Annotated in this window: 19 protein-coding genes and 1 pseudogene; 11 read left to right on the forward strand and 9 right to left on the reverse strand. The window is 67.7% G+C overall.

Features of this window, described 5'->3' with window-relative positions:
- Positions 1-256: 256 nt before the first annotated feature.
- From HWX00_RS36165 to HWX00_RS36175, 3 genes are all read right to left on the reverse strand, one after another.
- Positions 257-970, reverse strand: coding sequence for a dienelactone hydrolase family protein (locus HWX00_RS36165; RefSeq protein ID WP_124610178.1), 714 nt, complete (start codon positions 968-970; stop codon positions 257-259).
- A 288-nt stretch (positions 971-1258) separates the two neighbouring features.
- Entirely contained in the window at positions 1259-1570 is a 312-nt protein-coding gene (locus tag HWX00_RS36170; RefSeq protein ID WP_034191126.1) for a DUF4148 domain-containing protein, read from the reverse strand.
- A gap of 317 nt (positions 1571-1887) precedes the next feature.
- Positions 1888-2853: a GlxA family transcriptional regulator gene (locus HWX00_RS36175; protein ID WP_175029185.1), complete on the reverse strand. Its 966-nt coding sequence runs from the start codon at positions 2851-2853 to the stop codon at positions 1888-1890.
- A 218-nt stretch (positions 2854-3071) separates the two neighbouring features.
- Between HWX00_RS36175 and HWX00_RS36180 the strand changes: the two genes are divergently transcribed.
- The 3 genes from HWX00_RS36180 to HWX00_RS36190 all read left to right on the forward strand — a co-directional run bounded on the left by HWX00_RS36180 (position 3072) and on the right by HWX00_RS36190 (position 5285).
- Entirely contained in the window at positions 3072-3713 is a 642-nt protein-coding gene (locus tag HWX00_RS36180) for an HD domain-containing protein (protein ID WP_175029179.1), read from the forward strand.
- Between the two features lie 640 nt (positions 3714-4353).
- The gene (gene parS / locus HWX00_RS36185; RefSeq protein ID WP_031403156.1) at positions 4354-4809 is read left to right on the forward strand and encodes a type II RES/Xre toxin-antitoxin system antitoxin; all 456 of its coding nucleotides are present in this window, start codon (positions 4354-4356) and stop codon (positions 4807-4809) included.
- A complete protein-coding gene (locus tag HWX00_RS36190; protein WP_034191114.1) occupies positions 4806-5285 on the forward strand; it encodes an RES family NAD+ phosphorylase in 480 nt (159 codons plus the stop codon). Before parS ends, HWX00_RS36190 begins: the two co-directional genes overlap by 4 nt.
- Positions 5286-5322: 37 nt before the next feature.
- On the opposite strand, the gene HWX00_RS36195 is transcribed toward HWX00_RS36190, so the two are convergent.
- The 4 genes and pseudogenes from HWX00_RS36195 to HWX00_RS36210 form a co-directional block, all read right to left on the reverse strand.
- The gene (locus HWX00_RS36195; protein WP_175029186.1) at positions 5323-6261 is read right to left on the reverse strand and encodes a tyrosine-type recombinase/integrase; all 939 of its coding nucleotides are present in this window, start codon (positions 6259-6261) and stop codon (positions 5323-5325) included.
- A 59-nt stretch (positions 6262-6320) separates the two neighbouring features.
- Positions 6321-6636: pseudogene (locus HWX00_RS36200) on the reverse strand (DUF2165 family protein); the annotation flags it as partial.
- Positions 6637-6757: 121 nt separating this feature from the next.
- Positions 6758-8113, reverse strand: coding sequence for a uracil-xanthine permease family protein (locus HWX00_RS36205; protein WP_175029180.1), 1356 nt, complete (start codon positions 8111-8113; stop codon positions 6758-6760).
- A 58-nt stretch (positions 8114-8171) separates the two neighbouring features.
- Positions 8172-9296 (reverse strand): aryl-sulfate sulfotransferase, encoded by a 1125-nt coding sequence (locus tag HWX00_RS36210; RefSeq protein WP_175029181.1) that lies wholly within the window; start codon positions 9294-9296, stop codon positions 8172-8174.
- Between the two features lie 102 nt (positions 9297-9398).
- Between HWX00_RS36210 and HWX00_RS36215 the strand changes: the two genes are divergently transcribed.
- Positions 9399-10355: a LysR family transcriptional regulator gene (locus HWX00_RS36215; protein ID WP_175029182.1), complete on the forward strand. Its 957-nt coding sequence runs from the start codon at positions 9399-9401 to the stop codon at positions 10353-10355.
- Between the two features lie 205 nt (positions 10356-10560).
- Positions 10561-12546, forward strand: coding sequence for a gamma-glutamyltransferase family protein (locus tag HWX00_RS36220; RefSeq protein ID WP_034191118.1), 1986 nt, complete (start codon positions 10561-10563; stop codon positions 12544-12546).
- 52 nt (positions 12547-12598) lie between these two features.
- Here HWX00_RS36220 and HWX00_RS36225 read toward each other — a convergent pair whose 3' ends face one another.
- Complete coding sequence (locus HWX00_RS36225; protein WP_175029183.1) at positions 12599-12757, reverse strand: hypothetical protein; 159 nt, start codon at positions 12755-12757, stop codon at positions 12599-12601.
- Between the two features lie 196 nt (positions 12758-12953).
- On the opposite strand from HWX00_RS36225, the gene HWX00_RS36230 reads away from it, so the two are divergent.
- The 6 genes from HWX00_RS36230 (at position 12954) to HWX00_RS36255 (ending at position 21041) form a co-directional block, all read left to right on the forward strand.
- The gene (locus tag HWX00_RS36230; RefSeq protein WP_034191119.1) at positions 12954-13496 is read left to right on the forward strand and encodes a hypothetical protein; all 543 of its coding nucleotides are present in this window, start codon (positions 12954-12956) and stop codon (positions 13494-13496) included.
- A gap of 249 nt (positions 13497-13745) precedes the next feature.
- Positions 13746-14528 carry a hypothetical protein gene (locus tag HWX00_RS36235; protein ID WP_124671312.1) on the forward strand — a complete coding sequence of 261 codons (783 nt, stop codon included), beginning with the start codon at positions 13746-13748 and terminating at the stop codon, positions 14526-14528.
- A 445-nt stretch (positions 14529-14973) separates the two neighbouring features.
- Positions 14974-16224, forward strand: coding sequence for a metallophosphoesterase family protein (locus HWX00_RS36240; RefSeq protein WP_069704957.1), 1251 nt, complete (start codon positions 14974-14976; stop codon positions 16222-16224).
- A 3-nt stretch (positions 16225-16227) separates the two neighbouring features.
- Positions 16228-19698: an ATP-binding protein gene (locus HWX00_RS36245; protein ID WP_175029184.1), complete on the forward strand. Its 3471-nt coding sequence runs from the start codon at positions 16228-16230 to the stop codon at positions 19696-19698.
- Positions 19699-19820: 122 nt separating this feature from the next.
- The gene (locus HWX00_RS36250; RefSeq protein ID WP_034191123.1) at positions 19821-20345 is read left to right on the forward strand and encodes an HD domain-containing protein; all 525 of its coding nucleotides are present in this window, start codon (positions 19821-19823) and stop codon (positions 20343-20345) included.
- Positions 20346-20354: 9 nt separating this feature from the next.
- The gene (locus tag HWX00_RS36255) at positions 20355-21041 is read left to right on the forward strand and encodes a DUF429 domain-containing protein (protein ID WP_049031094.1); all 687 of its coding nucleotides are present in this window, start codon (positions 20355-20357) and stop codon (positions 21039-21041) included.
- A 173-nt stretch (positions 21042-21214) separates the two neighbouring features.
- Here HWX00_RS36255 and HWX00_RS36260 read toward each other — a convergent pair whose 3' ends face one another.
- Positions 21215-21652 carry an ATPase gene (locus HWX00_RS36260; protein ID WP_226194352.1) on the reverse strand — a complete coding sequence of 146 codons (438 nt, stop codon included), beginning with the start codon at positions 21650-21652 and terminating at the stop codon, positions 21215-21217.
- Between the last annotated feature and the right edge of the window lie 238 nt (positions 21653-21890).

Genomic DNA, 21890 nt, shown 5'->3' on the forward strand with positions numbered 1-21890 from the left:
TGGACGAACCTGGTCGACCTGTACCGCGCGTTGGGCGGCGGCTGGATCCAGCACGCAGGCGAAACGCCGCGCGCGCCGGATGCGCCGGTCGATTACGACAAGGCGGCTGCGACAAACGGGTAAGCGCAACGAAGCGCAGGGGCGGCCAGCCGCGCCTGTCGTTTCGAACCGGCGGTATGCGGAAACGAAAACGCCACGGATTTGCGTCCGTGGCGTTTTCATTTGCACGGCCGCCCGCGAAGGGCGTCGCGTTACGTTACGCCTGTGTCGTCCAAAGCGTACGGCCGAAGAAGGTCAGCGTGCGATCCCAGGCCATTTGCGACCACACCGGATCGAACTGCGTGCTGGAGATGCGGCCCGGGCCCACGGCCGTTTCGTTCGCGAACCCGTGGTGCGCGAGATAGCGATGGAACTCGAAGCCGACCTTCGCATCGGTCAGCTTCTTTTCCAGCGCGTCGACCTGGTCGATTGTGAAGAATGCGTCCTGCGTGCTCCAGTGGCCCATCAGCGGCACCTTGAGCTTCGCCGGATCGATGTAGTCGAGCGGCGGGAAGCCGTACCACGTCACGCCCGCATCCGCATCGGCGTGTTGCAGCGACAGCAGCGTGAGGGCGCCGCCCATGCAGTAGCCCGTGATCGCGACCCGCGAGGCCAGCGTCTTCAGATACGTGACGGCGCCGGGAATGTCCTGCGACGCGGCATCGCCGAAATCGAGGCCGGTCATCAGGTGGTGCGCTTCTTCTTCCTCGACCGTCGACTTGCCGCGATACAGATCGGGTACCAGCGCGAAGTAACCGCAGCGCGCAAGGCGGTCCGCGACGCCGCGGATCTGGTCGTTCAGCCCCCACCATTCCTGGATGACGACGACGGCAGGCGCGCCTTCGGTTTTTGCCGGCGTCGCGAGATAGCCCTGCAGTTCCTGGCCGTCCGGGCGGCGAAACGTGATCATGGAACCGGGTGTTTGAGACATGAAACCGCTCCTTTTCGAAAAATGCGTTGAGCGCGGCATCGGGCCGGCCAGCGGGCGCGGCGACGATCGGGCATGCCGGGCGTCGTGGTGCCGCTCGCGTTCGAGTCGGCCGGCGCCGACCACGCGGCCATTCTATGCGCAAACATCCACTGGCTGCGTGAACGGTGCTGTGCCGCACGTGATCGGTGTCCGGAGCGGGGGGCCGAAAAGCAAACACCCCGCCCCGATGAACGGGCGCGGGGTGTTGCGGGTACCGCGCGCGTACCGGGATACGGGCGCGGGATCGGCTTACTGGCCGAAATAGACCGAGTCGCGGCCTTCCTGCTTGACCGCGATTGCGCGGCCGGCACGCACGCCGGCGGCGGCTTGGGCGCCGTAACCGGCTTCATCGGCGTTCGTCACACGCGCCTGGGCGGTTTGCAGCGCGCGCGGGTAATACTGATCGGAGACTTCGGGCTTGTAGCCGGCCTGTTCGAGCTGCACGAGTTCCGCACGGACCTGGGCGCGCGTCAGCTGGCCCGACGGGTTCGATTGTGCGAATGCGCCGTACGAGGCGGACAGGGCGGTTGCGGCGACGACAGCGGTGATGAACGACTTCATGGTGACCTCCGGTTTTCATGGATTTCTCGCTTCGCTCGTTGCGTTCAGCGGTTGATTGCATCGTAGCGATCGCGTTACCGGTCGGAAATACGCGTTCCAGTGATTCATTATTGCAACTGGGTAAACGATCGGCGTGAGTGGCGGTTTCATCCGATGATTGCGGGCGTGACGGGCCGCGGGCATACGCCGATGAGCGCTCCGGATTCGGCCCGACAGGGCTCGATACCGTCAAACCGCCCATTGCCGCGTGACGCTCAATTACATCGCATTCCGAAATAGTTGCCCGATGCAGTCGCCATCGTCGATGCGTTGTCCTATCACTCCACAGGAACCGCCTGCCGTTTCCGGTACTCGGCCGGCGTAATCCCGATGTGGCGGGTGAACGACCGCCTGAGCGTGTCGACATTCGCGAAGCCGCATTTCGCGGCGACCTGCTTCGGCGTGTCGTGGCCGTTCTCGAGCAACTGGCGGGCCGCCGAGATGCGGGTTGCCTCGACCCACGCGGCCGGCGTCATGCCCACCTCGGCGCGAAACAGCCGCGCGAAGTGGCGGGGGCTCATGCCCGCATGCTTCGCCAGGTCGGCTACCGAATGCGCGAGTTCCGGATTCGCCGCGATCCAGCGTTGTACCTCCTGCAGCACCGAGCGCCCGGTGGGGCGCGCTTCGCCCTTGCGGCTGAACTGGAGCTGCCCGCCAGGGCGCTTGAAGAACATCACCAGTTGCGCGGCGACGCGCCGTGCGATCTCGCGGCCGAGATCTTCCTCGACCAGCGCGAGCGCGAGATCGAGCCCGGCCGTGACGCCGGCGCCCGTGCGCAGCTTGCCGTCGCGCACGTACAGCGCATCGGCATCGACGGCGAGCGACGGATAGGCTTCTGTCAGCGCGTCGGCGGCGGCCCAGTGCGTGGTCAGGCGGCGGCCTTTCAGCAGGCCGGTGGCGGCGAGGATGAACGCGCCGGTGCAGATCGAGCCGTAGCGCTTGCTCTGCACGGCCGCCGATCGCAGCCACGCGAGGACATCGGTGCGCAGCGTGACGCGGCCCGCGCTCGGCGCGCCCGCGACCAGCAGCGTGTCGATGCGCTCCGGGATGTCGGGAACGATCCAGTCGGGCAGCAGTTGCGCACCGGACGAACTGCGGATCGGACCGGATTCGCTCGCGATGATCCGCAATGCATAGAACGGCCTCCCGCATTCGGCATTCGCCTGTGCGAACACGTCGAGCGGTGCGGAGACATCGAGCAGTTGAACGCCCGGGACGGCGAAAATTCCCACGACCTTCGGCATGGTGATCGGATGCGTGCGGTATCTAAGGTGATGCGCAGCAGTATAGAGGGGCCGGTGGCGCATCGAGAGAGGCGGCGGAGCCCTTTTTCGGTGTTTTTTCGGTCACGCTGGCATCACGTCCGTCCATCGCGCGAAATGGCAGGATTTGACGTAATACGTCTATTGAAGACAGCTATCGGGCTTTGGAAAATCGGGAGTGTTTTCAATGGAGGTCAATCATGACTGAGAACGTTGCAGGCATCGCCATCCCCGATAGCCAATTGACGCGCGAGATCACCGAACTCGTTCGCGATACCGCGTCGCCGCTGCTGTTCCATCATTCGAGCCGCGTTTACTATTTCGCGGCGCTGGCGGGCCGGCGCCGCGGGCTCGAGTACGATCCCGAGCTGCTCTACTGCGGCTGCATGTTTCATGACATGGGGCTCACTCACCAGCACAGCAGCGCATGCGAGCGCTTCGAAGTGGACGGCGCCAATGCCGCCCGCGATTTCCTGAAGGGCAAGGGCATCTCGCAGCAGGATATCGACGTTGTGTGGACTTCGATCGCGCTGCACACCACGCCCGGTATTCCGCAGCACATGCATCCGGTGATCACGCTCGTCACCGCGGGCGTCGAGATGGACGTGCTGGGCCTCACGTATCCGGAATACAGCGACGTCGAGCGCGAGGCCGTCGTTCGCGCGCATCCGCGTACGCCGCACTTCAAGGAAGACATCATTCAGGCGTTCTACGACGGGATCAAGCACAAGCCCGGCACGACTTTCGGCAACGTGAAGGCCGATGTGATCGCGGACAAGGATCCGCATTTCCGCGCCGGCAATTTCTGCAGCGTGATCCGGTCGTCGGGGTGGGCCGGCTGATTGCATCGGGTATCGCGCACGTTCCGCTGCACCGGGCGGAACCGTGCGTGCCGGTGGCAGGGTAGCTGCCTGGGGGAGTAGGGGCGTTGCCCTGCCGGATGTTCGACCGGGACCGGCGTTCTGATGGCGTCCATACTCAGGACGTACCCGACACCCGCTGCGTCGGCATGGGCTCGACATGGTTCGACGACAGCTTCAAGTGGGGCCGTACGGCGATGAGATCTCGCACCGGATGTTCGTGAGCGATGGCGAGAAGTGCGGGATCGGGGCGCGAATCCGGAGGGAGAGGGCCGCGGTACGTGTTTCGTCATGGTGGTCGGCGAGTAACCGGGCCGGTCGCTCCGGTCGACAAATGTACATTGCGGGATGGCAGATGCCGGTTCAGCGGCGCGATTTAATTCAATAAAAGGGTTGTTACGTGACAACCGTAAGACATTTCAGCGGACTTTATATACTGAATAGTGGTTCCGCCTCATCGAAGCGAATCTTCGATTCGCATCCTCAGAAGCTGCTGCCAGGGGCAGGAGGGGGATCCTTGGCCGAGCCCGTCGACCGGCCGACGACAGCAGCTGTGGCTCGTCCTCCCGCAAGTTTCCGGCAAAACGCCTATAATGGTTGGGCAAATTGCCGGAGAGAGGTCATGAGCACCATCGCTTTTCATCCTTCAGGCGTCGCGCATCCGCGCCAGGCCGAATTCACGATTCTCGAGCAGCTGCTGGCGATCCGTGTCCGTTCGGGCGCCGATCTGGCCGAGCTCGCGAGCGCGCGTGTCGACGTATCGGTGATCGACCGGCTGTCCGAGCGCGGGCTGAAATCGGACGAACTGGCCTTCATCATTCCGCGCCGCACGCTGAGCCATCGTCGCCAGGCGCACGAACGTCTGTCGCCGGAGGAATCCGACAAGGCGATCCGCCTCGCGCGCATCGTCGCGCAGGCGACGGCCACGTTCGGCGACCAGGACAAGGCGATGGCGTGGTTGCGCAACGGGTTGCAGCGCTTCGGCGGCCGCACGTCGCTCGACATGGCGAGCACCGAGCACGGTGCTCGCCTCGTCGAGGAAGTCCTCACGCAAATCGACGAGGGGTATTTCGCTTGACGACGTTGTGGCGGATCAGCAATTACGCCGATCTGAAGGGCATCGGCGGGTTGCGGGCCGGCGGGCGCTGGCATTTTGCCGGGCAGCCCGTCGTCTATCTCGCCGAACACCCGGCGCTCGCGCTGCTCGAGACGCTCGTTCATTTCGAAATCGCCACCGTTGCCCAATTGCCGAGCGGATACCAGCTGCTGCGGATCGACGTGCCCGATTCGGTGGATGTCGCCGAAATCGCGGAAGGCGACGCACCGGACGACTGGCAAACGAACGTCGACTGGACCCGCAGCGCCGGCACCGAATGGCTGCATACGCAGCCGAGCGCGCTGCTGCGCGTGCCGAGCGTCGTCGTGCCGCACGCGCACAACTTCCTGTTGAATCCGCTGCATCCGGCCGCATCCGAAATTCGCATCGCGGAAGTCATGCAATCGCCGTACGACACGCGAATCCTGCGCCTGATCCAGTCGAAGTCGGGCGCATAACGAACGGGAAGGAAAAGGGTGCGTTCCGCGCACGCGTTCAGCGTTCGTGCGCAGCGCGATCCGCGGCTGCGTCCGGCGGCAGCGTCTGCCGGATGCGCGTGACCGTTCGCGTGCTGACGAGGCCGAGCATCGCACTGACCTCGGCATGCGTGTGGCCCGCGAGCAACTGCCGGCGCGCATACGTGTTGCGCAGCACGCGCGGGCTCATGTCCGCCGCGTGGAAGCCGATCGCGGTGAGCGCTTCGCGCACCACGAGCAGCAAGAACATGTCGTTCATCGCGCCACCGCCGCGCGGTGCGGGGAACAGCAGCGCCGGTGCCGGCGTATCCGTCGAATACGCGTGCCACGCGGCGAGCGGCGCCAGCGCGAATTCGGCCAGTTCGACCCGGCGCGCCGGCCGCGCGCGATCGCGCGGCACGGACAACGCCGGTGGCTGCGCATCGAGATTGGGCGCGGCGCGGGGCATCGCACGAATCTCGGCCGAGGTGATGCCGCTGGCAAGCAGCAGCGCGACGATCGCGCGATTCCGGCAGTCGGTGGACGAGTCGTCCGGCCGAGGCTGGACATGGCGCTGCAGCGCCGCGTCGGCGTCGGGCGGCAGGTAGCACGGCTCCGGCTCGCCGGCCGGCCAGGCGAGATCGCGCGTCGTCCGTCCTGCCGGGTGGATCGTCCGCACACCGGTGTCGACCAGATGCCGCCCCAGCCGGTCGATCAGCTTCGCATAGCGCACGCGCGTCGACGTGCCGGGTGCGCAGGTACGGTCGAGTTCCGCCAGGAACGCCGCGACGTGGTCGGGGCCGAACGTGACCAGCGACACGCGCTGTGCGATCAGATGGCGCAGGAACCGCTCGAACATCGCGACGTGCTGCACGACCGAACGCGGCGCGAACGGCCGGCGGCCGGCGCCCGTCGCGGCGGTTTCCTGCCATGCGCGAAACGCGCCGACGGGGTCGTGAATCCAGCGATTCGTGTCCATCCACGATTTATAGCCGGACGCGGTGACGCCGGCAATCGTCCCGATGTCCATCCGTTCGGCGCGACACGCGTCTCGTCGATTCCGTCGGTGTTCATCGTCAGGTCGACGAGCACGAGCGGCAGCGTGATGAAGAAGCGGAACGCGTCCGGTACGCCGTTCCATTGCCTCGACATCCCCATCCCGAACCATTCGCCGCCGACCGACATGAACGCAACCTGTCACGTGAGGAGGCCGAGCGTCAGGCCGGCGATCGCGTGTGCCTTGGCCGTGCGGAACGCCGCTTCGCCGGCGCGGCGCGCGCAGCAACCGGACCGCGCCGATCCGGCACGGCAAGGCCGTCGCCGTTTCCATCGCGATGATGATGCCGATATACCCGAAGCCGGCGCGGCGCCGAGGAGACGCGCGTGCCGGAGCCAGGAGGGAGCGGCGCTTGCCGGTCGAACGGAGGATGTCGTCAAGCGGAGCGCAGCGTGCGCCGCGCTGCCCGTTATCGCCGTTACGCTTCGCGCGAAGGTGCCGGTGGCACGCTTGCCTGCGTCTGTCCGCTCAACCGCGCGAGCGCGGCGAATGCCAGTTGCGTTGCGATGGCCGCGAGCGTGCCGGCCGCCATGCCGTTGCCGAGCACGATCTGGACGGGCGCGCCGAATTGACGATACAGGTTCGGCACCAGGATCGGCGCGAGACCGACCACCAGCGCGGCCGCGAGCGTGTACTGGTTGGCGCGCGCGTGCAGGTCGACGCCGGCGAGCAGCCGGATGCCCATCACGCCGATCATCGCGAACACGACCAGCGCGGTGCCGCCGACGACGGCGGCCGGAATCGCATACGCGAGCCGCGCGAGCGGGGCGAACAGCGCAATGACGATCAGGATTGCGCCGGCGGCGGCCGTCACGTAGCGCGAGCGCACGCCGGTCGTCTGTACGACGCCGATGTTCTCGGCACTGGTCACGATCAGCGGCGTGCCGAACAGCGCGCCGGCCAGCGACGCCAGTGCATCGCCGCGTATCGTCTTCGGCACGTCGCGCGTCATCGAGACCGCCTTGCCGCACGTCTCGCCGACGGCAACGGTCTGCGCGGTGGCCTCGGCCATCGAGATCGCGGTGAAGATCAGCAGCGGCAGCGCGGCCAGCACGTCGAGGCGCGGCATCCCGAACGGCAGCCACACCGGATGCGTGAACCACGGGCCGTGCCATACGCCGGCGAGCGCCGGCATCGCGTCGAGCGCCCAGCCGAGCGTCGCGCCGGCCATCAACCCGATCAGTACCGCGAGGCGCCCGAGCGTGCCGCGAAACGCACCGGCGACGGCGACGGTGGCGACGATCGTCGCAAGCGCGAGACCGAGCGCGCGCGGTTGCGCGAAGTCGGCCGAGCCGGGCTGGCCGACGACGATCGCCGCGTAGATCCGGATCAGGTTGATCGACACGAGCAACAGCATCGCGCCGACGACGACGCGTGGAAAGAGCCGCAGGCAGCGCGTGAACACGGGCAGCAGCACCCAGTAGAACGCGCTGGCGAGCAGCGCCGCGCCGGCGGCGGTCGGCAGGCCCGACTGCGCGGCGATGCCCGCGAACAGCATCGTCGGTGCGCCGCCGGGCACCATCACGAACGGCATGCGTGCGCCGATCGGGCCGGCGCCGAGCGATTGCACCAGCGTGCCGACGCCGCACGCGAAGAACGTCGCGCCGATCAGCTGGACCGTCAGGTCGGCCGGCAGCGCCAGGACTTTCGCGATGAGGAAGACGGCCGTGATCGGCGACGCGGCCATCGACAGCACGTGCTGCAGCCCGAACAGCGCGAGCTGCCACGCGGGCAACCGTGCATCGACGGGCGGTGAGATCGGATCGTGCGACACGGCAGGCCCCTCGGAAGCGAACGGCGACGATGGCAGGAATGCAACGGCGAACGACGCGTCAGGTCCGCAGCCAGGGCAGTTGCGCGGCGCTGTAGCGGAACGTCTGGAACACGCTGTTCAGCTGGCCGGGGCCGGTCTTGCGCGCGGCCTCGTCCGGGTATTCCGCGAACCACGGGATCACGTATTCCCACACGACTTCGCCGGCCGGCGTCACTTCGAACAGCCGGCCCGTCGACGATTCGGTGATGTGCGTGTTGCCGTTCGGCAAGCGCTGCGCGTTGCCCATGAACGGCGTGTAGAACAGGTTCACGACGTCGTCCGTGTACGACCAGACGACGCGTTGCGTCGCGGGATCGATCTCGACGACGCGCGAGAACACGACGTGCGCGCCGTGGCGGAAATTGCCGTTGTCGAACGCGAGGATGTTGCCGTTCGCGAGCGGCACGGGCGCATGCTGGTGCGACACGACGTCCGGCCCGACGTGCAGGTCGACGCGACCGGTTGCGCGGTTTACGCCGATGATCCCCGACGTCGTGCGCAGGCTCATCAGCACGCGCCCGTTCGTGTCGACCGCGAGACCGTTGACGAGCGGCCAGTGATAGCGGCCGAACCCGGCCGCGATCGGAAAATCCTCGGGTCGCAGGTGCTCGCGCGCGTGCCATTCCCACACGATCTGTCCGGCCCGGTTCACTTCGCGGATCACGTCCGCGTACATCACGTCGTCGTCGCCGTGCGGCGTACCGCCCGGCACGCGCCGCGCGAACGCGGCGTCGACCGGTTCGCACGCGGCGTAGAGCAGGTTGCCGTTCGGCAGCCACTGCGCATCGTGGTGATGCGCGGGATCCTCGTAGCGCCACACCGTTTCGCCTTGCGGCGTGACCTCGTAGAAGTCGCCGCCATGCCACATCGACCACGGCGCGTAGCGGGATTCGGATTGCGGGTGATTGCCGTTGTAGCCGAGGTTGCCGTTCGCGAGGATGACCGCGTGACGGCCGGGGCGCACGGGCATTTTCCACTGATGGGCGACCTCGCCGTCGATGCCGACGAGATAGACGTTGCCGTCCGCCGTTTGCGGCGCGATGAGCGTATAGCCGCCCGCGGACAGGGCGGGATCGTGGGCGATGAGGCCGACGCCGCGGCGGCGCTGGGTAATCTGGTCGACGGTCGTCATTGCGGTCTCCATTCGAGTCGAACACGGGAATGCAGCGCAATCTAGACGATCCGGAGAGTCAGTGAAACTGGATTATTCTTGACGGCGTGTTCGGAAAAATCTAACGGTCCATTCATGCGTTCGATATCGCAGACATTCCGCTGTTTCGACGAGGTCGCCCGGCGCGGCTCGATTCGCAAGGCAGCCGACGCGCTGCACCTGACCGCCGCGGCCGTGCACCAGCAGATCCGCAATCTCGAGGAGCAGGTCGGCGTGCCGCTGTTCGACCGGCTGCCGCGCGGCATGCAGCTGACGCTCGCCGGCGAGATCGTGATCGCCGCCGTGCGGCGCGGCCAGCGCGACTTCGACAACGCGCTGACGCAGGTCGAGGATTTGCGCGCACTGCGGCGCGGGCACGTGAACCTGGCCGTGCCCGCATCGACGGCCGAGAAGCTCGTGCCCGACGCGATCCTGGCCGCGATGCAGCGCTATCCCGGCGTCACGTACAGCGTGCGCTCGGGAAACGGCGAGAGCATCGTGCGCTGGGTCGAGACGGGCGAGGCCGACATCGGCTATGCGCTGCGCCGGCGCACGGCGGCGAGCGTCGTCGAGGTGCGCGCGTTCGCGCAGCCGCTGGGTGTCGTCACGGCACCTGGCCATCCGCTGGCGTTGTCCGGCGGCAAGGTGCGAATGCGCGACTGCTTGGCCCATCCGCTGCTCCTGATGACACCCGACACGGAGCTGCGCGCGATGTTCGACCAGATCGATGCGCGACAGCCGCGCAACGCGCGGCCGCTGGTCGAGACGGGTTCGGTGTCGATGGTGCGGCGACTCGCGGCCGAAGGGGCCGGCATCGGCTTCCTGATCGCGGAGAACGTCGCGGACGACGTCGCCGCCGGCCGGCTCGCGTGGACGCCGCTCGCCGATGCGGGCGCGCGTTCGTTCAGCTGCATCTACCAGCGCGCGGACATGAGCGCGACTGTCGCGATGACGATGTTTCTCGAGTTTTTCTCGGAAGCGATCGAAGCGATGGAGCACGGTTTCGCGCGTGATGGCCGCGTGGCCGGCAAGCGTCGCCGGACGGCAACGTAACGAAGCCGCGTCGCGACGCAGTGCAGCAAATGGCCGGCAAGCCGGTTCGGTGGCGTTGTACGTGCAACGATCGGCCGCATTGCGTCATTTCCTTGTTGCGGAAAGAAAATTGTTCATGGGACTATCGAACGCGTTGCCCGCGCACCGAGGGGGTCGCAGGCAGCGTGATGCCCATCGCAACGCTCTAAAAGAACATCGACGAACAATGAACAGAACAGCGATTTTTCCGTATGCCTCTGTATTGCTCGCGGCCGCGCTGCTGACCGCATGCGGCGGCGACGTCGAGAACGACGCGGGTCACGCAACGACACCTTCAGCTGACACCAGCTGCCTCGCGGTCGACAACAGCGGTGCGACGGTCGTGGTCGGGTCGAACCAGCCGGGCGATCCGTCGCTGCCGGAAGCGTCGTCGGGTTATCGCACCGGGATGAAACCGGTCTACGCGAAGACCTACCTCGTGGCCACGTCGAACGCGTACGCGAGCGCGGCCGGCTGCGCGGTGCTGAAGAAGGGCGGCACGGCCGCCGATGCGGCGGTCGCCGTGCAGGCCGTGCTCGGCCTGACGGTGCCCGAGGCGACGGGCCTTGGATCGGGCGGCGTGCTGCTCTACTACGATGCCCGCGGCAAGACGCTGCAGGCCTACGACGGCCGCGAAACCGCGCCGGCCGCCGCGACGGAAAACTACCTGCGTTACGTCGACGACGCGACCGACCATTCCGCGCCGCAGCCGAACGCGCGCGCGAGCGGCCGCTCGATCGGCACGATCGGCGTGCCGCGGCTCATCGAGGCGCTGCAACAGGATCACGGCCGCCTGCCGTGGCAGAACCTGTTCGGCGATGCGATCACGCTCGCGACCAACGGCTTTCCGATCGGCGGCCGGCTCGCCGACGCGATCGCGGCGAACGCCACGAACCTGAAGCGCGATCCCGAGGCCGCCGCGTACTTCCTGAACGCCGACGGTTCGCCGAAGACGCTCGGCACGGTCCTGAAGAACCCCGCGTACGCGCGCACGCTGGCGCTGATGGCGCAGTCGGGTGCGAATGCGCTGTACACCGGGCAGATCGCACAGGACATCGTCGCGAAGATCGCGGTGACGAAGGGTGCGGACGGCTCGACGCTCACGCCGGGCAAGACGACCGTCGCGGATCTGGCCGCCTATCAGGCGAAGCGTCGCGTACCGGTGTGCACGACCTATCGCAGCTACTGGGTGTGCGGGATGCCGCCGCCGTCGTCGGGCGGCATCGCGGTCGCGTCGGCGCTCGGCATTCTCGAGAATTTCGACCTGAAGTCGCTGAAGCCGACCGCGATCGATCTCGAAGGCGGCAAGCCGACCGTCGCGGGCGTGCATCTCGTCACCGAGGCCGAGCGGCTCGCGTATGCCGACCGCGACAAGTACGTGGCCGATACGGATTTCGTGCCGCTGCCCGGCGGCACGTGGGACACGTTGCTGAACAAGCCGTACCTGAAGTCGCGCGCGGCGCTGATCGACACGACCAAGAGCATGGGGACCGCCCAGCCGGGCAATCTCGGTGCGGTGCCGCTCGGTGTCGACACGACGCTGATCGAGCACGGCACGAACCAGTTCACGATCGTCGACGGCGACGGCAACGTGCTGAGCGCGACGACGACGGTCGAGTCGAGCATGGGCTCGTTCCACATGACCAACGGTTTCCTGCTGAACAACCAGCTGACCGACTTCTCCGCGAACCCGGTCGACACGTCCGGCAATCCGGTGGCCAACCGGCTGCAGCCGGGCAAGCGGCCGCGCAGCTCGATGGCGCCGACGATCGTGTTCGGGCAGGCCGCCGACGGCTCGCGCGGCGATTTCGTGATGGCGACCGGTTCGCCGGGCGGCGGCACGATTCCGCAATACGTGGTCAAGACGCTCGTCGGCGCGCTCGACTGGGGGCTCGACGCGCAGCAGTCCGCGGGGCTCGTCGATTTCGGCGCGAGCAACAGCCCGACGACCACGATCGGCGGCGAGCATCCGAACGTCAACACGGCGAACAACGGTGCGAACGATCCGCTGATCACGGGGTTGCTCGCGCTCGGGCACAAGGTGTCGACGTCGGCGCAGGCGAGCGGCGTCAATACGGTGATGCGCGTGACGGTCGGCCAGTCGCCGGCGTTGCAGGGCGGTACCGATCCGCGTCGCGAAGGCGTCGTGCTCGGCGATACGTTCCGGCCGTAACTGGGTGAGTGCGTACGGCCCCGGTCCGCCGACGGGCGGTCGGGGCCGTTTTTCATGGCGAGGCCGCATGGATGGCCGGGCAATGCACATCGTTAGGAATGCTGATGAAATAGGCTGGCCGCTTCACCAGCCGGGTGGGACGATGCGTGGCGATCGGGCGAATCACCCAGGCGGAGCGCCGCTCCCGTTCGCCGACGAATAGGGTGTCCATCCCGCCGCGAGCCCTCGATTGTCAAACAGTGTGAGTCAATCGTCAGCATTTGCAACCGAAGTAACAGTCCCCGCAATTCAATCGTTTTGCGCGCCGGCGCCGCTACATTAGCCCCACCTGCCGCACTTCGCGGTGAGGCATGCGACAAGCCGCACGAAGGCGGCCCGCAGCAACAACGTCTTTGGGGAGAATGACCATGAACAAGATTCGTACGATCCTGCTGGGTGCCGCTCTGACGGCGATGGCGACGTCGGCTGCATTCGCACAGACGGCCCAAACCGGCGCACAGGGTTCTGCTGGCGTCGGCGCACAGGTCCAGACGCCGCTGCTCGGCGGCGGCGTGGGCGTGCAGGCCGGCGCCGGCGCGAATGCGGCGGGCTCGGGTTCGGGCGCAGGCAATGTGGTTGGCGGCGCGCTGAACGGCGTCGGCAAGACGGTCGGCGGCGTCGGCTCGGCAGCCGGCAATGCGGTCGGCGGCGCGACGCAGGCGGTCGGTTCCGCAGCCGGTACGGCGAAGGATGCGGCGGCATCGGCCGTCCACTCGACGAAGTCGCACGTGAAGCACGTCGCCGGTTCGGTGAAGAGCCATGCGCAAGGCGCGATGTCGACGGCAGGCGACGTCGCGGGTGGCGCGAAGGCGAAGGCCGGCGAGGCGCTCGAAGGCACGGCTAACGCAGTGCAAGGCGGCGCATCGGTCGGCGTGAAGGGTTCGGCGTCGGCGCAAGGCGGCGCGCTGTAAGCAGCACGCGTTCCGTCAAGGCCCGGCCCGCTTCGATGCGGGCCGGGCCTTTTTATTGGCGCGCGCGGCCCCTGCCCATTGCCGGCCCGCCATGCTTAAATAGCGAGGCTCCCGGTTGCGGGCCCGCCGCGACGGCGATGCCGGTCGACCAGGGCAAGCATGTCCGATCGACATCGTGACGACAGACGACACCAAAACGCCGCGTCGGCCAGCCCGGCGCGGTCCGATAACATTCCGAGGCATCACGTCATGACCATCCTGTTCCGTCTTCTCGCGCTTGCCTGCGCGCTCTGGCTGGCCGCCTGCGCGGCGCCGCCCCCGCCGCCGCCTCCGCCGTCCGCCAGCGCCGCCGCGTCCCCCGCCGCACCGGACGCCGGCGAACGCCGCGGGCTCGGCACCGCGTGGGGCGAGTCGGTGCGATCCGAAACCCGCCAGGTTGAATTCGAACGCGCGGATCCGGCCAAGCCGACGGATCTCGCGTCGGTCTACTACAACGATGCGCTGCCCGGCCATCCGCCGGCCTCGCAGGTTCGCCGGCTGCCGACCCGCGTCGCGCTCGCCAATGGCGACATCGCGCTGTCGTTCATCGACGAAAAGGGCGCGCCGCTGCGGCTCGCGCGCAACAACGGCCGCTGGCACATGGCGGGCGTCGAGGGTTCGCGCTACATCATCGTGCTGCGCAACCAGGGGCGCCGCACGTTCGAAGTCGTGTCGACGGTCGACGGCCTCGACGTGCTGTCGGGCCGGCCGGGCAGCTATACGAACGGCGGCTACGTGCTGTATCCGGGCCGCACGCTGACGATCGAGGGTTTTCGCAAGAGCCGCGACGAAGTCGCCGCGTTCCGCTTCGCCGCCGTGCCCGACAGCTACGTCGCGAACTCGAAGTACGGCGATGCCGCGAACGTCGGCGTGATCGGCGTTGCGCTGTTCGCGCAGAAAGACGACGACGAGGAAGCGCTGCGCCGCAACGCGAATCCGTTCCCCGGCAACGACAACCGCTTTGCGCCGCCGCCCGTTCCGCGCGGCGAGTAACGGCATGTAGTCGGGCGCCCGCATGCGTCGCGACGCACGCGGGGCGATCCAGCGCGTTTTCCCGCTGCCCGTTCAACGCCGTTGCCGTTTCGTATCTCCCGAAACACGATCCAAGGCGCAATCGCCTCTATCGGACGATTGCGCGGCCATCGTTTCGTGAGCGGGCCGTTCTGCGGCGGCGCGGTTTCGCCGTCGCTCGCTCGTGCTGCGGCACAATGTCGGTTCGCACCGGTATCGCGTGCTTCCCGGCCATCCGGACCGACGGATAACGTCTTGTCGTTACCCGCTTTCAGGTACCATCCCGACCCGCTTGCAACGGGCCGCATGATCCGGTCCGGCACGCGCCTTACGTCACGCGGCAGGCCCGGCGGCTGGCGGGACGACGATTGACGGCACGGGCCCGTGCGAGCGGCGTCGCCCTTCGCCATGAAACAGAGGAACCTTCGTGAAGTTCATCCACGCGGCAGACATTCACCTTGACAGCCCGTTGCACGGCCTGAGCGCGTACCCCGACGCGCCGGCCGCGCAGTTGCGCAACGCGTCGCGCGAGGCGCTGCGGCAACTCGTGGATCGTGCGATCGAAGAGGACGTCGCGTTCCTCGTGATCGCGGGCGACCTGTACGACGGCGACTGGAAGGATCACAACACGGGCATCTTCTTCGGCCAGCAGATGGGGCGCCTGCGCAAGGCCGGCATCCGCGCGTTCGTGCTCGGCGGCAACCACGATGCCGAAAGCGAGATGACGAAGAAGCTGACGCTGCCCGACAACGTCACCGTGTTCGGCCACCGCAAGCCGGAAACCGTCAAGCTGCCCGAATTCGACGTCGCGCTGCACGGGCAGAGCTTCAAGGACAAGGCCGTCGTCGACAACCTCGCGCTCGGCTATCCGGATCCGGTACCCGGCTACTACAACATCGGCGTGTTGCACACGGCGCTGGAAGGGTATGCCGCGCACGCGAACTACGCGCCGTGCACGCTGGCCGAACTGCACGCGAAGGGCTACGACTACTGGGCGCTCGGCCACGTGCACGAGTTCCAGCAATGGACGGGGCCGTCCACCGTCGTGTTTCCCGGCAACCTCCAGGGGCGCCACATCCGCGAGACGGGCCGGCGCGGCGCGGTGCTCGTGACGGTTGAGCAAGGCCGCACGCAGGTCGAGCGCCTGTATCTGGACGTGCTGCGCTGGGAAGCCGTGTCGGTCGACGCGTCCGATTGCCTGTCGGTCGCCGATTTGTCGAGAAAGATCGGCCAGTCGCTGGAGGCGCTGCTGACCGTCGACGGCCACGTGCCGCGCGCGGTGCGCGTGACGGTCACAGGGCGCACGCCCGCGCACGGCCTCTTTTTCGGCCGCGCGCCGCAGTTGCGCGCGGAGGTGCTCAACCAGATCGGCATCATCGGCAACGAGCGGCTGTGGCTCGAGAAGGTCCGGCTCGCGACGTCCGCCGCCGATCACCAGCCTGGCGAAAGCGAGCAGCTCGAAGCGCTGGAGGATCTGAAGCAGATCCTCGCCGATGCCGCGCACGATCCGGATTTCCTCGCGCTGCTCGAACGCGACCTGAAGCCGTTCGTCGGCAAGGTACGCAGCGACGTGAAGGAGGAGGTGCCGTTGCTGACGATGGCGCGCGCCGGTGAACTGACGGCGCTGGTCGAGCAGGTCGGGCCCGCGTTGCTCGCGCGGCTGGCGAGGGGGGAGTAAGCGATGCGCATCAGCCAGCTCGATCTGATCAAGTACGGCAAGTTCACCGACGAGACGCTGCGGTTCCCGCCGGCCCGCGAGGATTTTCACGTGATCGTCGGGCCGAACGAGGCCGGCAAGTCGACGATCCGCACGGCCGTATCCGAGCTGCTGTTCGGGATGAAGCTGCAGACGCCGCTCGATTTCCTGCACAGCACGCCCGAGCTGCGGATCGGCGGCGTGCTGGAGAGCGGTACGAGCGAACTCGTGTTCCACCGTGCGCGCGGGCGCAGTTCGCTGCGCACGCCCGGCGACGACAAGCTGCCCGACGACTATCTGGCGGCGATCCTCGACGGCGCGACGCGTGAGTTCTTCGAGCAGATGTTCGGGCTCGATCACGGACGGCTGATCGATGGAGGCCGGAGCATTCTCGATGCTTCCGACAAGCTCGGCCAGGTGTTGTTCGAATCGGCTGCCGGTGTCGGCAGTCTCGGGCCGGTGCGCGAGGAGCTCGACGCGCGCGCGCTCGAGCTGTGGGCGCCGCGCCGGAGCGGCAGCGCGTTTGCGTTGGCCGAGACGTCGTTCAACGAAGCCGTGACCGAACTGAAGACGGTCCAGGTCCGCACGCGCGACTGGGTCGATCGCAAGGACGCGCGCGAAGCGGTCGAGCAGCAGATCGAGCAGGCGCGCGCGGAACAGCGCCGGCTCGAAACGCTGCGCTCGAAGCTTGAACGCGTCCGTCGGCTTGCGCCATACCTGAAGGAGCTGACGGTCAAGGATGCGGCGCTGGCCGAACTGGGTGCGGTCGTCGAGTTGCCGCCGACCGCGTATGCCGATCTGCTGAAGGCGCAGGGCGATCTCGCGGCCGAGCAGAAGGTGCTCGAAGAACGTCGCGCCGACCTGCTCGCGAAACGGCAGGCGCGCGAGGCGATCGATGCGGACGCCGACACGCTGGCGCTCGACGCCGATATCGAAGCGCTCGATCGGTTGCGCGGCACGTGCATGAATCACGCGCAGGATTTGCTGTTGCTCGGCGCGGATGTCGAGCGGCATGTGTCCGCCGCGTGCGCGGCGGCGGCCCAGCTCGACTGGCCGACGAACGAAGCGTCGCTGCGTGCGTCGCTGCCGACGGCGCTGTCGCTGAAGACGGTGACGAACCTGCTGCGAGGGCACGGCGCGCTGCACCAGGCGCTCGCCGGCGCGCGCGAGTCGCTCGACGAACGCACGCGCGAGCTTGCGCAGGTGCGGGAACAACAGGCGCGACTGTCGACCGTCGACGTGCCGGAGGCGCTGCGCGCGGCGCTGGCCGACGCGCAAGCCTTTCGCAACAGCGGTCAGCGCGAGCAGGCGCTGGCGCACGAGATCGCGGCCGCCGAACGCACGCTGTCGGGTGCGCTCGATGCGCTTGGCCAGTGGCGCATGCCGGTCGACACGCTGCGCGCGCTCGACGTGCCGTCGGCGGCGCGGCTCGGCGCGCTGCTGAAGGAAGACGGCGAGTACGCGAGCGCGGCCGCCGCGGCACGTGATGCGCGGGACAGCGCGCTCGAGGAGCTCGAGCGGCTCGAACTGCAGGAGAAGCATTTCGCGGAGAACCACAAGGTCGTCACGACCGCCGACGTGCTGGCGGCGCGCGCGCGGCGCGATGGCGCGTGGGGCGACATCCGCAATGGCACGGTCGATCTCGCCGCGGGCGCACCGGCGGTCGACGACGCGATTCGCCTCGCCGACGAACTCGTCGATGCACAGCTCGGCGCGACGCAGGCCGCGGCGACGTTGCAATCGCTGCGTCAGCAGGTCGAGTCCGCACGTGCGGGCGCGGCACGCAGGCAGGCCGCGCTGGACGAACGCGAGCGCGAACTGACCGCGCATCGCGACGCGTGGGCCGCACTCGCGGCGAGAGCCGCGGTGCCCGGCATGTCGCTGGCGGCGATGGGCGACTGGCTCGCGAAGCGCGAAACGGTGTTCGCCGCGCAGGCGGATCTCGACCGCCAGCGCCGCGAATTCGACGCGCTGCATGCGGCCCGGGACGGCGCGGAAGCCGCGCTGCGCGCGGCGTTGCGCACGGTATCGCGAGGTGGCGAGCCGGACGGCCTGGCGGCGCTCGTCGCGATTGCCGAGGCCTTCGTACAGTCGGCCGAGAAAGCGATCGCGCAGCAGGATAGCCTGGAAGACCGTGCGCGGGAAGCCGAACGCGGATGCGCGACCGCGCAATCGCGGGCCGGCCACGCGCAAACGGCTTACGACGCGTGGCAAGCGCAGTGGCGCGACGCGCTGGCCGACGCGAAACTGTCCGCGAGCGCGACGACGCTGGCCGCGGCGGAAGGGGCGCTCACGCTCGCGAATACGGTGACGGCCGAACTGGCCGATGCCGACGCGCCGCGCAACCGGATCGCCGCGATCCGCGCGGAGCTGGCCGCGCTCGAGGCCGGCGCGCGGCGGCTTGCGGAAGCGCTCGCGCCGGAATGGCTGGCGAGCGGCGACTGGCCGGACGTGGCGCGCCGGCTGACGATGCGCCTCGCGGCCGCCCGGGAAATCGCGCGTGCGATCGATCGTGCCGACGAAGCCGTGCGGCACGCCGACGGCAAGGTCGCGGACGCGGCCGCCGCGGTGGCCGGTGCGGATGCACGAATCCAGCCGTTGCTTCAACTGGCCGGCGTCGCGTCGATCGACGCGGCGCTGCCGCTGGCCGAGCGCTCGGATCGTCAGCGTCAGCTTCGGCAGGCGGTCGAGGCCGCGCACGAGGCATTGGTGCGCGATGGCGACGGTCTTTCCCGGTCCGCCGTCGAAGCCGAGGTCGCGGAGCAGGACATCGCAGACGTACCGGCGCATCTCGAAGCGGTGAAGCAGTCGCTCGGCGATGTCGGCAAGCGGCTGAACGAGCTGTCGCAGCAGCAGGTCGTGGCCGACCAGGCGTTCGGCGCGATCGACGGCCAGGCGAATGCGGCCGTCGCCGAGTCGAAACGGCAGGAAGCGCTGGCGGCGATGGGCGATGCGGCCGAACAGTATCTGGAGGCGGCCACCGCGAGCCGCTTGCTGAAGTGGGCGACGGATCGTTATCGCGACCAGAAGCAGGGGCCGATGCTCAGGCGCGCGGGCGAGATCTTCGCGGGGCTCACGCTCGGCGAATTCGCGAAGCTGACCGTCGACACCGAACGGACGCCGCCTGCGCTGTATGCGCGGCGTACGAAGGGCGCGTCGGTCGAGGTCGCCGGGCTGAGCGAAGGCACGCGCGACCAGTTGTTCCTCGCGCTGCGGATTGCGGCGCTGGAGCTGCAGCTCGGCAGCCGCATCGCGCTGCCGTTCGTCGCCGACGATCTGTTCATCAATTTCGACGATGCGCGCGCGAAGGCCGGACTCGATGCGCTGCGCGATCTGTCGACGCGAACCCAGGTGCTGTTCCTGACGCACCACGACCACTTGTTGCCGCTCGTGCGGGACGTCTTCGGCGCGCGGGTCAATGTGGTCGAGTTGCAGCGCGCGCCGGCCGGCGCGTGATGCGCGGGCGTGCCGCGATGCCGGTACACGGGAAGGGGCATCGCGTGCAGGTAGTATGAGCGGTTCCGAAACGCACGGGACCGGGACAACCGGTCGCGGGTCTGGCCACACGAGGGGAAAATATGAAAAAGCTGGTAGCCGCCATCGCGTTCGCGGCGGACAAGCATCGCAATCAGCGTCGCAAGGACGAAGAGGCGTCGCCGTACATCAATCATCCGATCGCACTTGCCGACGTGCTGGCCAACGAAGCCGGTATCGAGGACGAGCGCGTGATCGTCGCGGCCGTGCTGCACGACACGGTCGAGGACACGGAGACGACCGAGCAGGAACTGCTGCGGCTGTTCGGCAAGGACGTGGCGGACATCGTGATGGAGGTCACCGACGACAAGTCGTTGCCGAAGGAGGAGCGCAAGCGCCTGCAGATCGAGCACGCGTCGACCATCAGCCGGCGAGCGAAGCTCGTGAAGCTCGCCGACAAGATCTGCAACCTGCGCGACATCGCGCGGCATCCGCCCGCGGACTGGCCGCTCGAGCGCAAGCAGGCGTATTTCGACTGGGCGAAGTCGGTCGTCGACCCGATGCGCGGCGTGCATCCCGGTCTCGAGGCGATCTTCGACACCGCGTACGGCGCGCGGCCGGCGGACTGAAGTTCCGGCATGGTATCGGCTCGATCCGTCGCATCCGCCGCGCGACAGGTGCCCGCCGTGGCGGGTGTCGACGTCGGGGGCGACAAGAAGCTGTGCGATCTCGTGATCCTGCGCGGGTCGACGGTCGTCTGCCGCGAAGCGCGGATTGCCCCCGAGGCGATACCCGCGCTGTGTGTTGCCCATGACGTCGTGGCCGTCGGCGTCGACGCGCCGAGCGTGTGGTGGCCAGGCGTCGGCCGCCGGGCGGCCGAACAGGCGCTCGCCTGCGAACGGATCTCGTGTTTTCCGACACCGTCGCGGGAGCAGGCCGTTTCAAGCACGTCGGGCTTCTTCGACTGGATGTTCATCGGGGAACGCGTGTACCGCGCGCTGGCGGATACCTATCCATTGCTGACCGGTGTGCACTATGCGGGTGGTCGTGCGAGTTTCGAGACCTATCCGTATGCGATTACCTGCGCGATGCTGGGCAAGGCGGTGGCGTCGGCGAAGCAGAAGCGTACCCAGCGCCTGCAATTGCTGGAGCGGCTGGGGATCGACGTGTCGAGGCTGCGCTCCGTTGATGCGCGAGACGCAACCCTTTGCGCGTTGACCGCGCAATACGTGATCGACGGGAACGCATATGCGTATGGTGACACGGAGGGCGGTTACATCCGCGTGCCGATCGTGAGCGAGGCGATCGTGCTCGACTCGCTATAGCGGCGGCACGTGGCGACTGTGGGGCGGTTGCCACGACAAGGTGAGCTTTTGCGGGAGAGGGGCGGTCTTCCCGGCGCCGATGCCGTAGGCATTGCGTGTCGACCGACCAACATCGGGATGGCCGGCGCGCACGGCATGAAGCCGGTGCGCCGCGCGATCCCCGGCGGCACCATTCAGTCCTCGAGGATGGACTTCGGCACGCTGGACAGGTCGCAGGCTTGCGCCTGATCGAAATAGTCTTCGGCGTCGTTGATCATCACGACCGCGACGTCGATCAGCTCGTCGAGCCGTTGCAGCAGCGATTCGCGCCACTCGATGTCTTCATCGCGCGCTGGCGTCTTGTCCAGTTGTTCGATGATCGAATCGGCTGTCTGCAGGAAAGGAATCGCCTGCTGATAGTTCTCGATCGAGACCATCGCCGCGTTACGCGCGCCGACGAGCCGCTCGCGATGCTCGTCCGCCAGTTCGGATTCGCCGCTGATCCGAGGCAATACATCCGAGATGCGTTGGAGAAGCGCCGGCGTTTGTTCTTCCAGCAGGATGGCGCGTTCGCGCAGCGCCGCATATTCGTCGCGAAGATCGGCGTCGCCGGATTGAGTCGTGCTGTCCATCGTCGATAGGGGTGCGTGGTTCGGTCGCGGCATGATACTCGACAGCGCCAGGTTCCTTGTCCGTTCCGCTGCTTTTCATATAGGGGGAAAGACGGGCATACGTCATAGCTATAGCGAACCGCTCGTGTTGCGATTCAGGCCCGTCGAACCCCCAGCCCCCGTGCGCGGCAGCGCACGGGGGCTTTTTCAAACTTTTTTCACAAAGGGCTTGCGTGGGCGGCGCGAGGTGCATAGAATC

Source organism: Burkholderia seminalis DSM 23518 (assembly GCF_902832885.1).
In the GTDB taxonomy this organism is placed as follows: Bacteria; Pseudomonadota; Gammaproteobacteria; order Burkholderiales; family Burkholderiaceae; genus Burkholderia; species Burkholderia seminalis.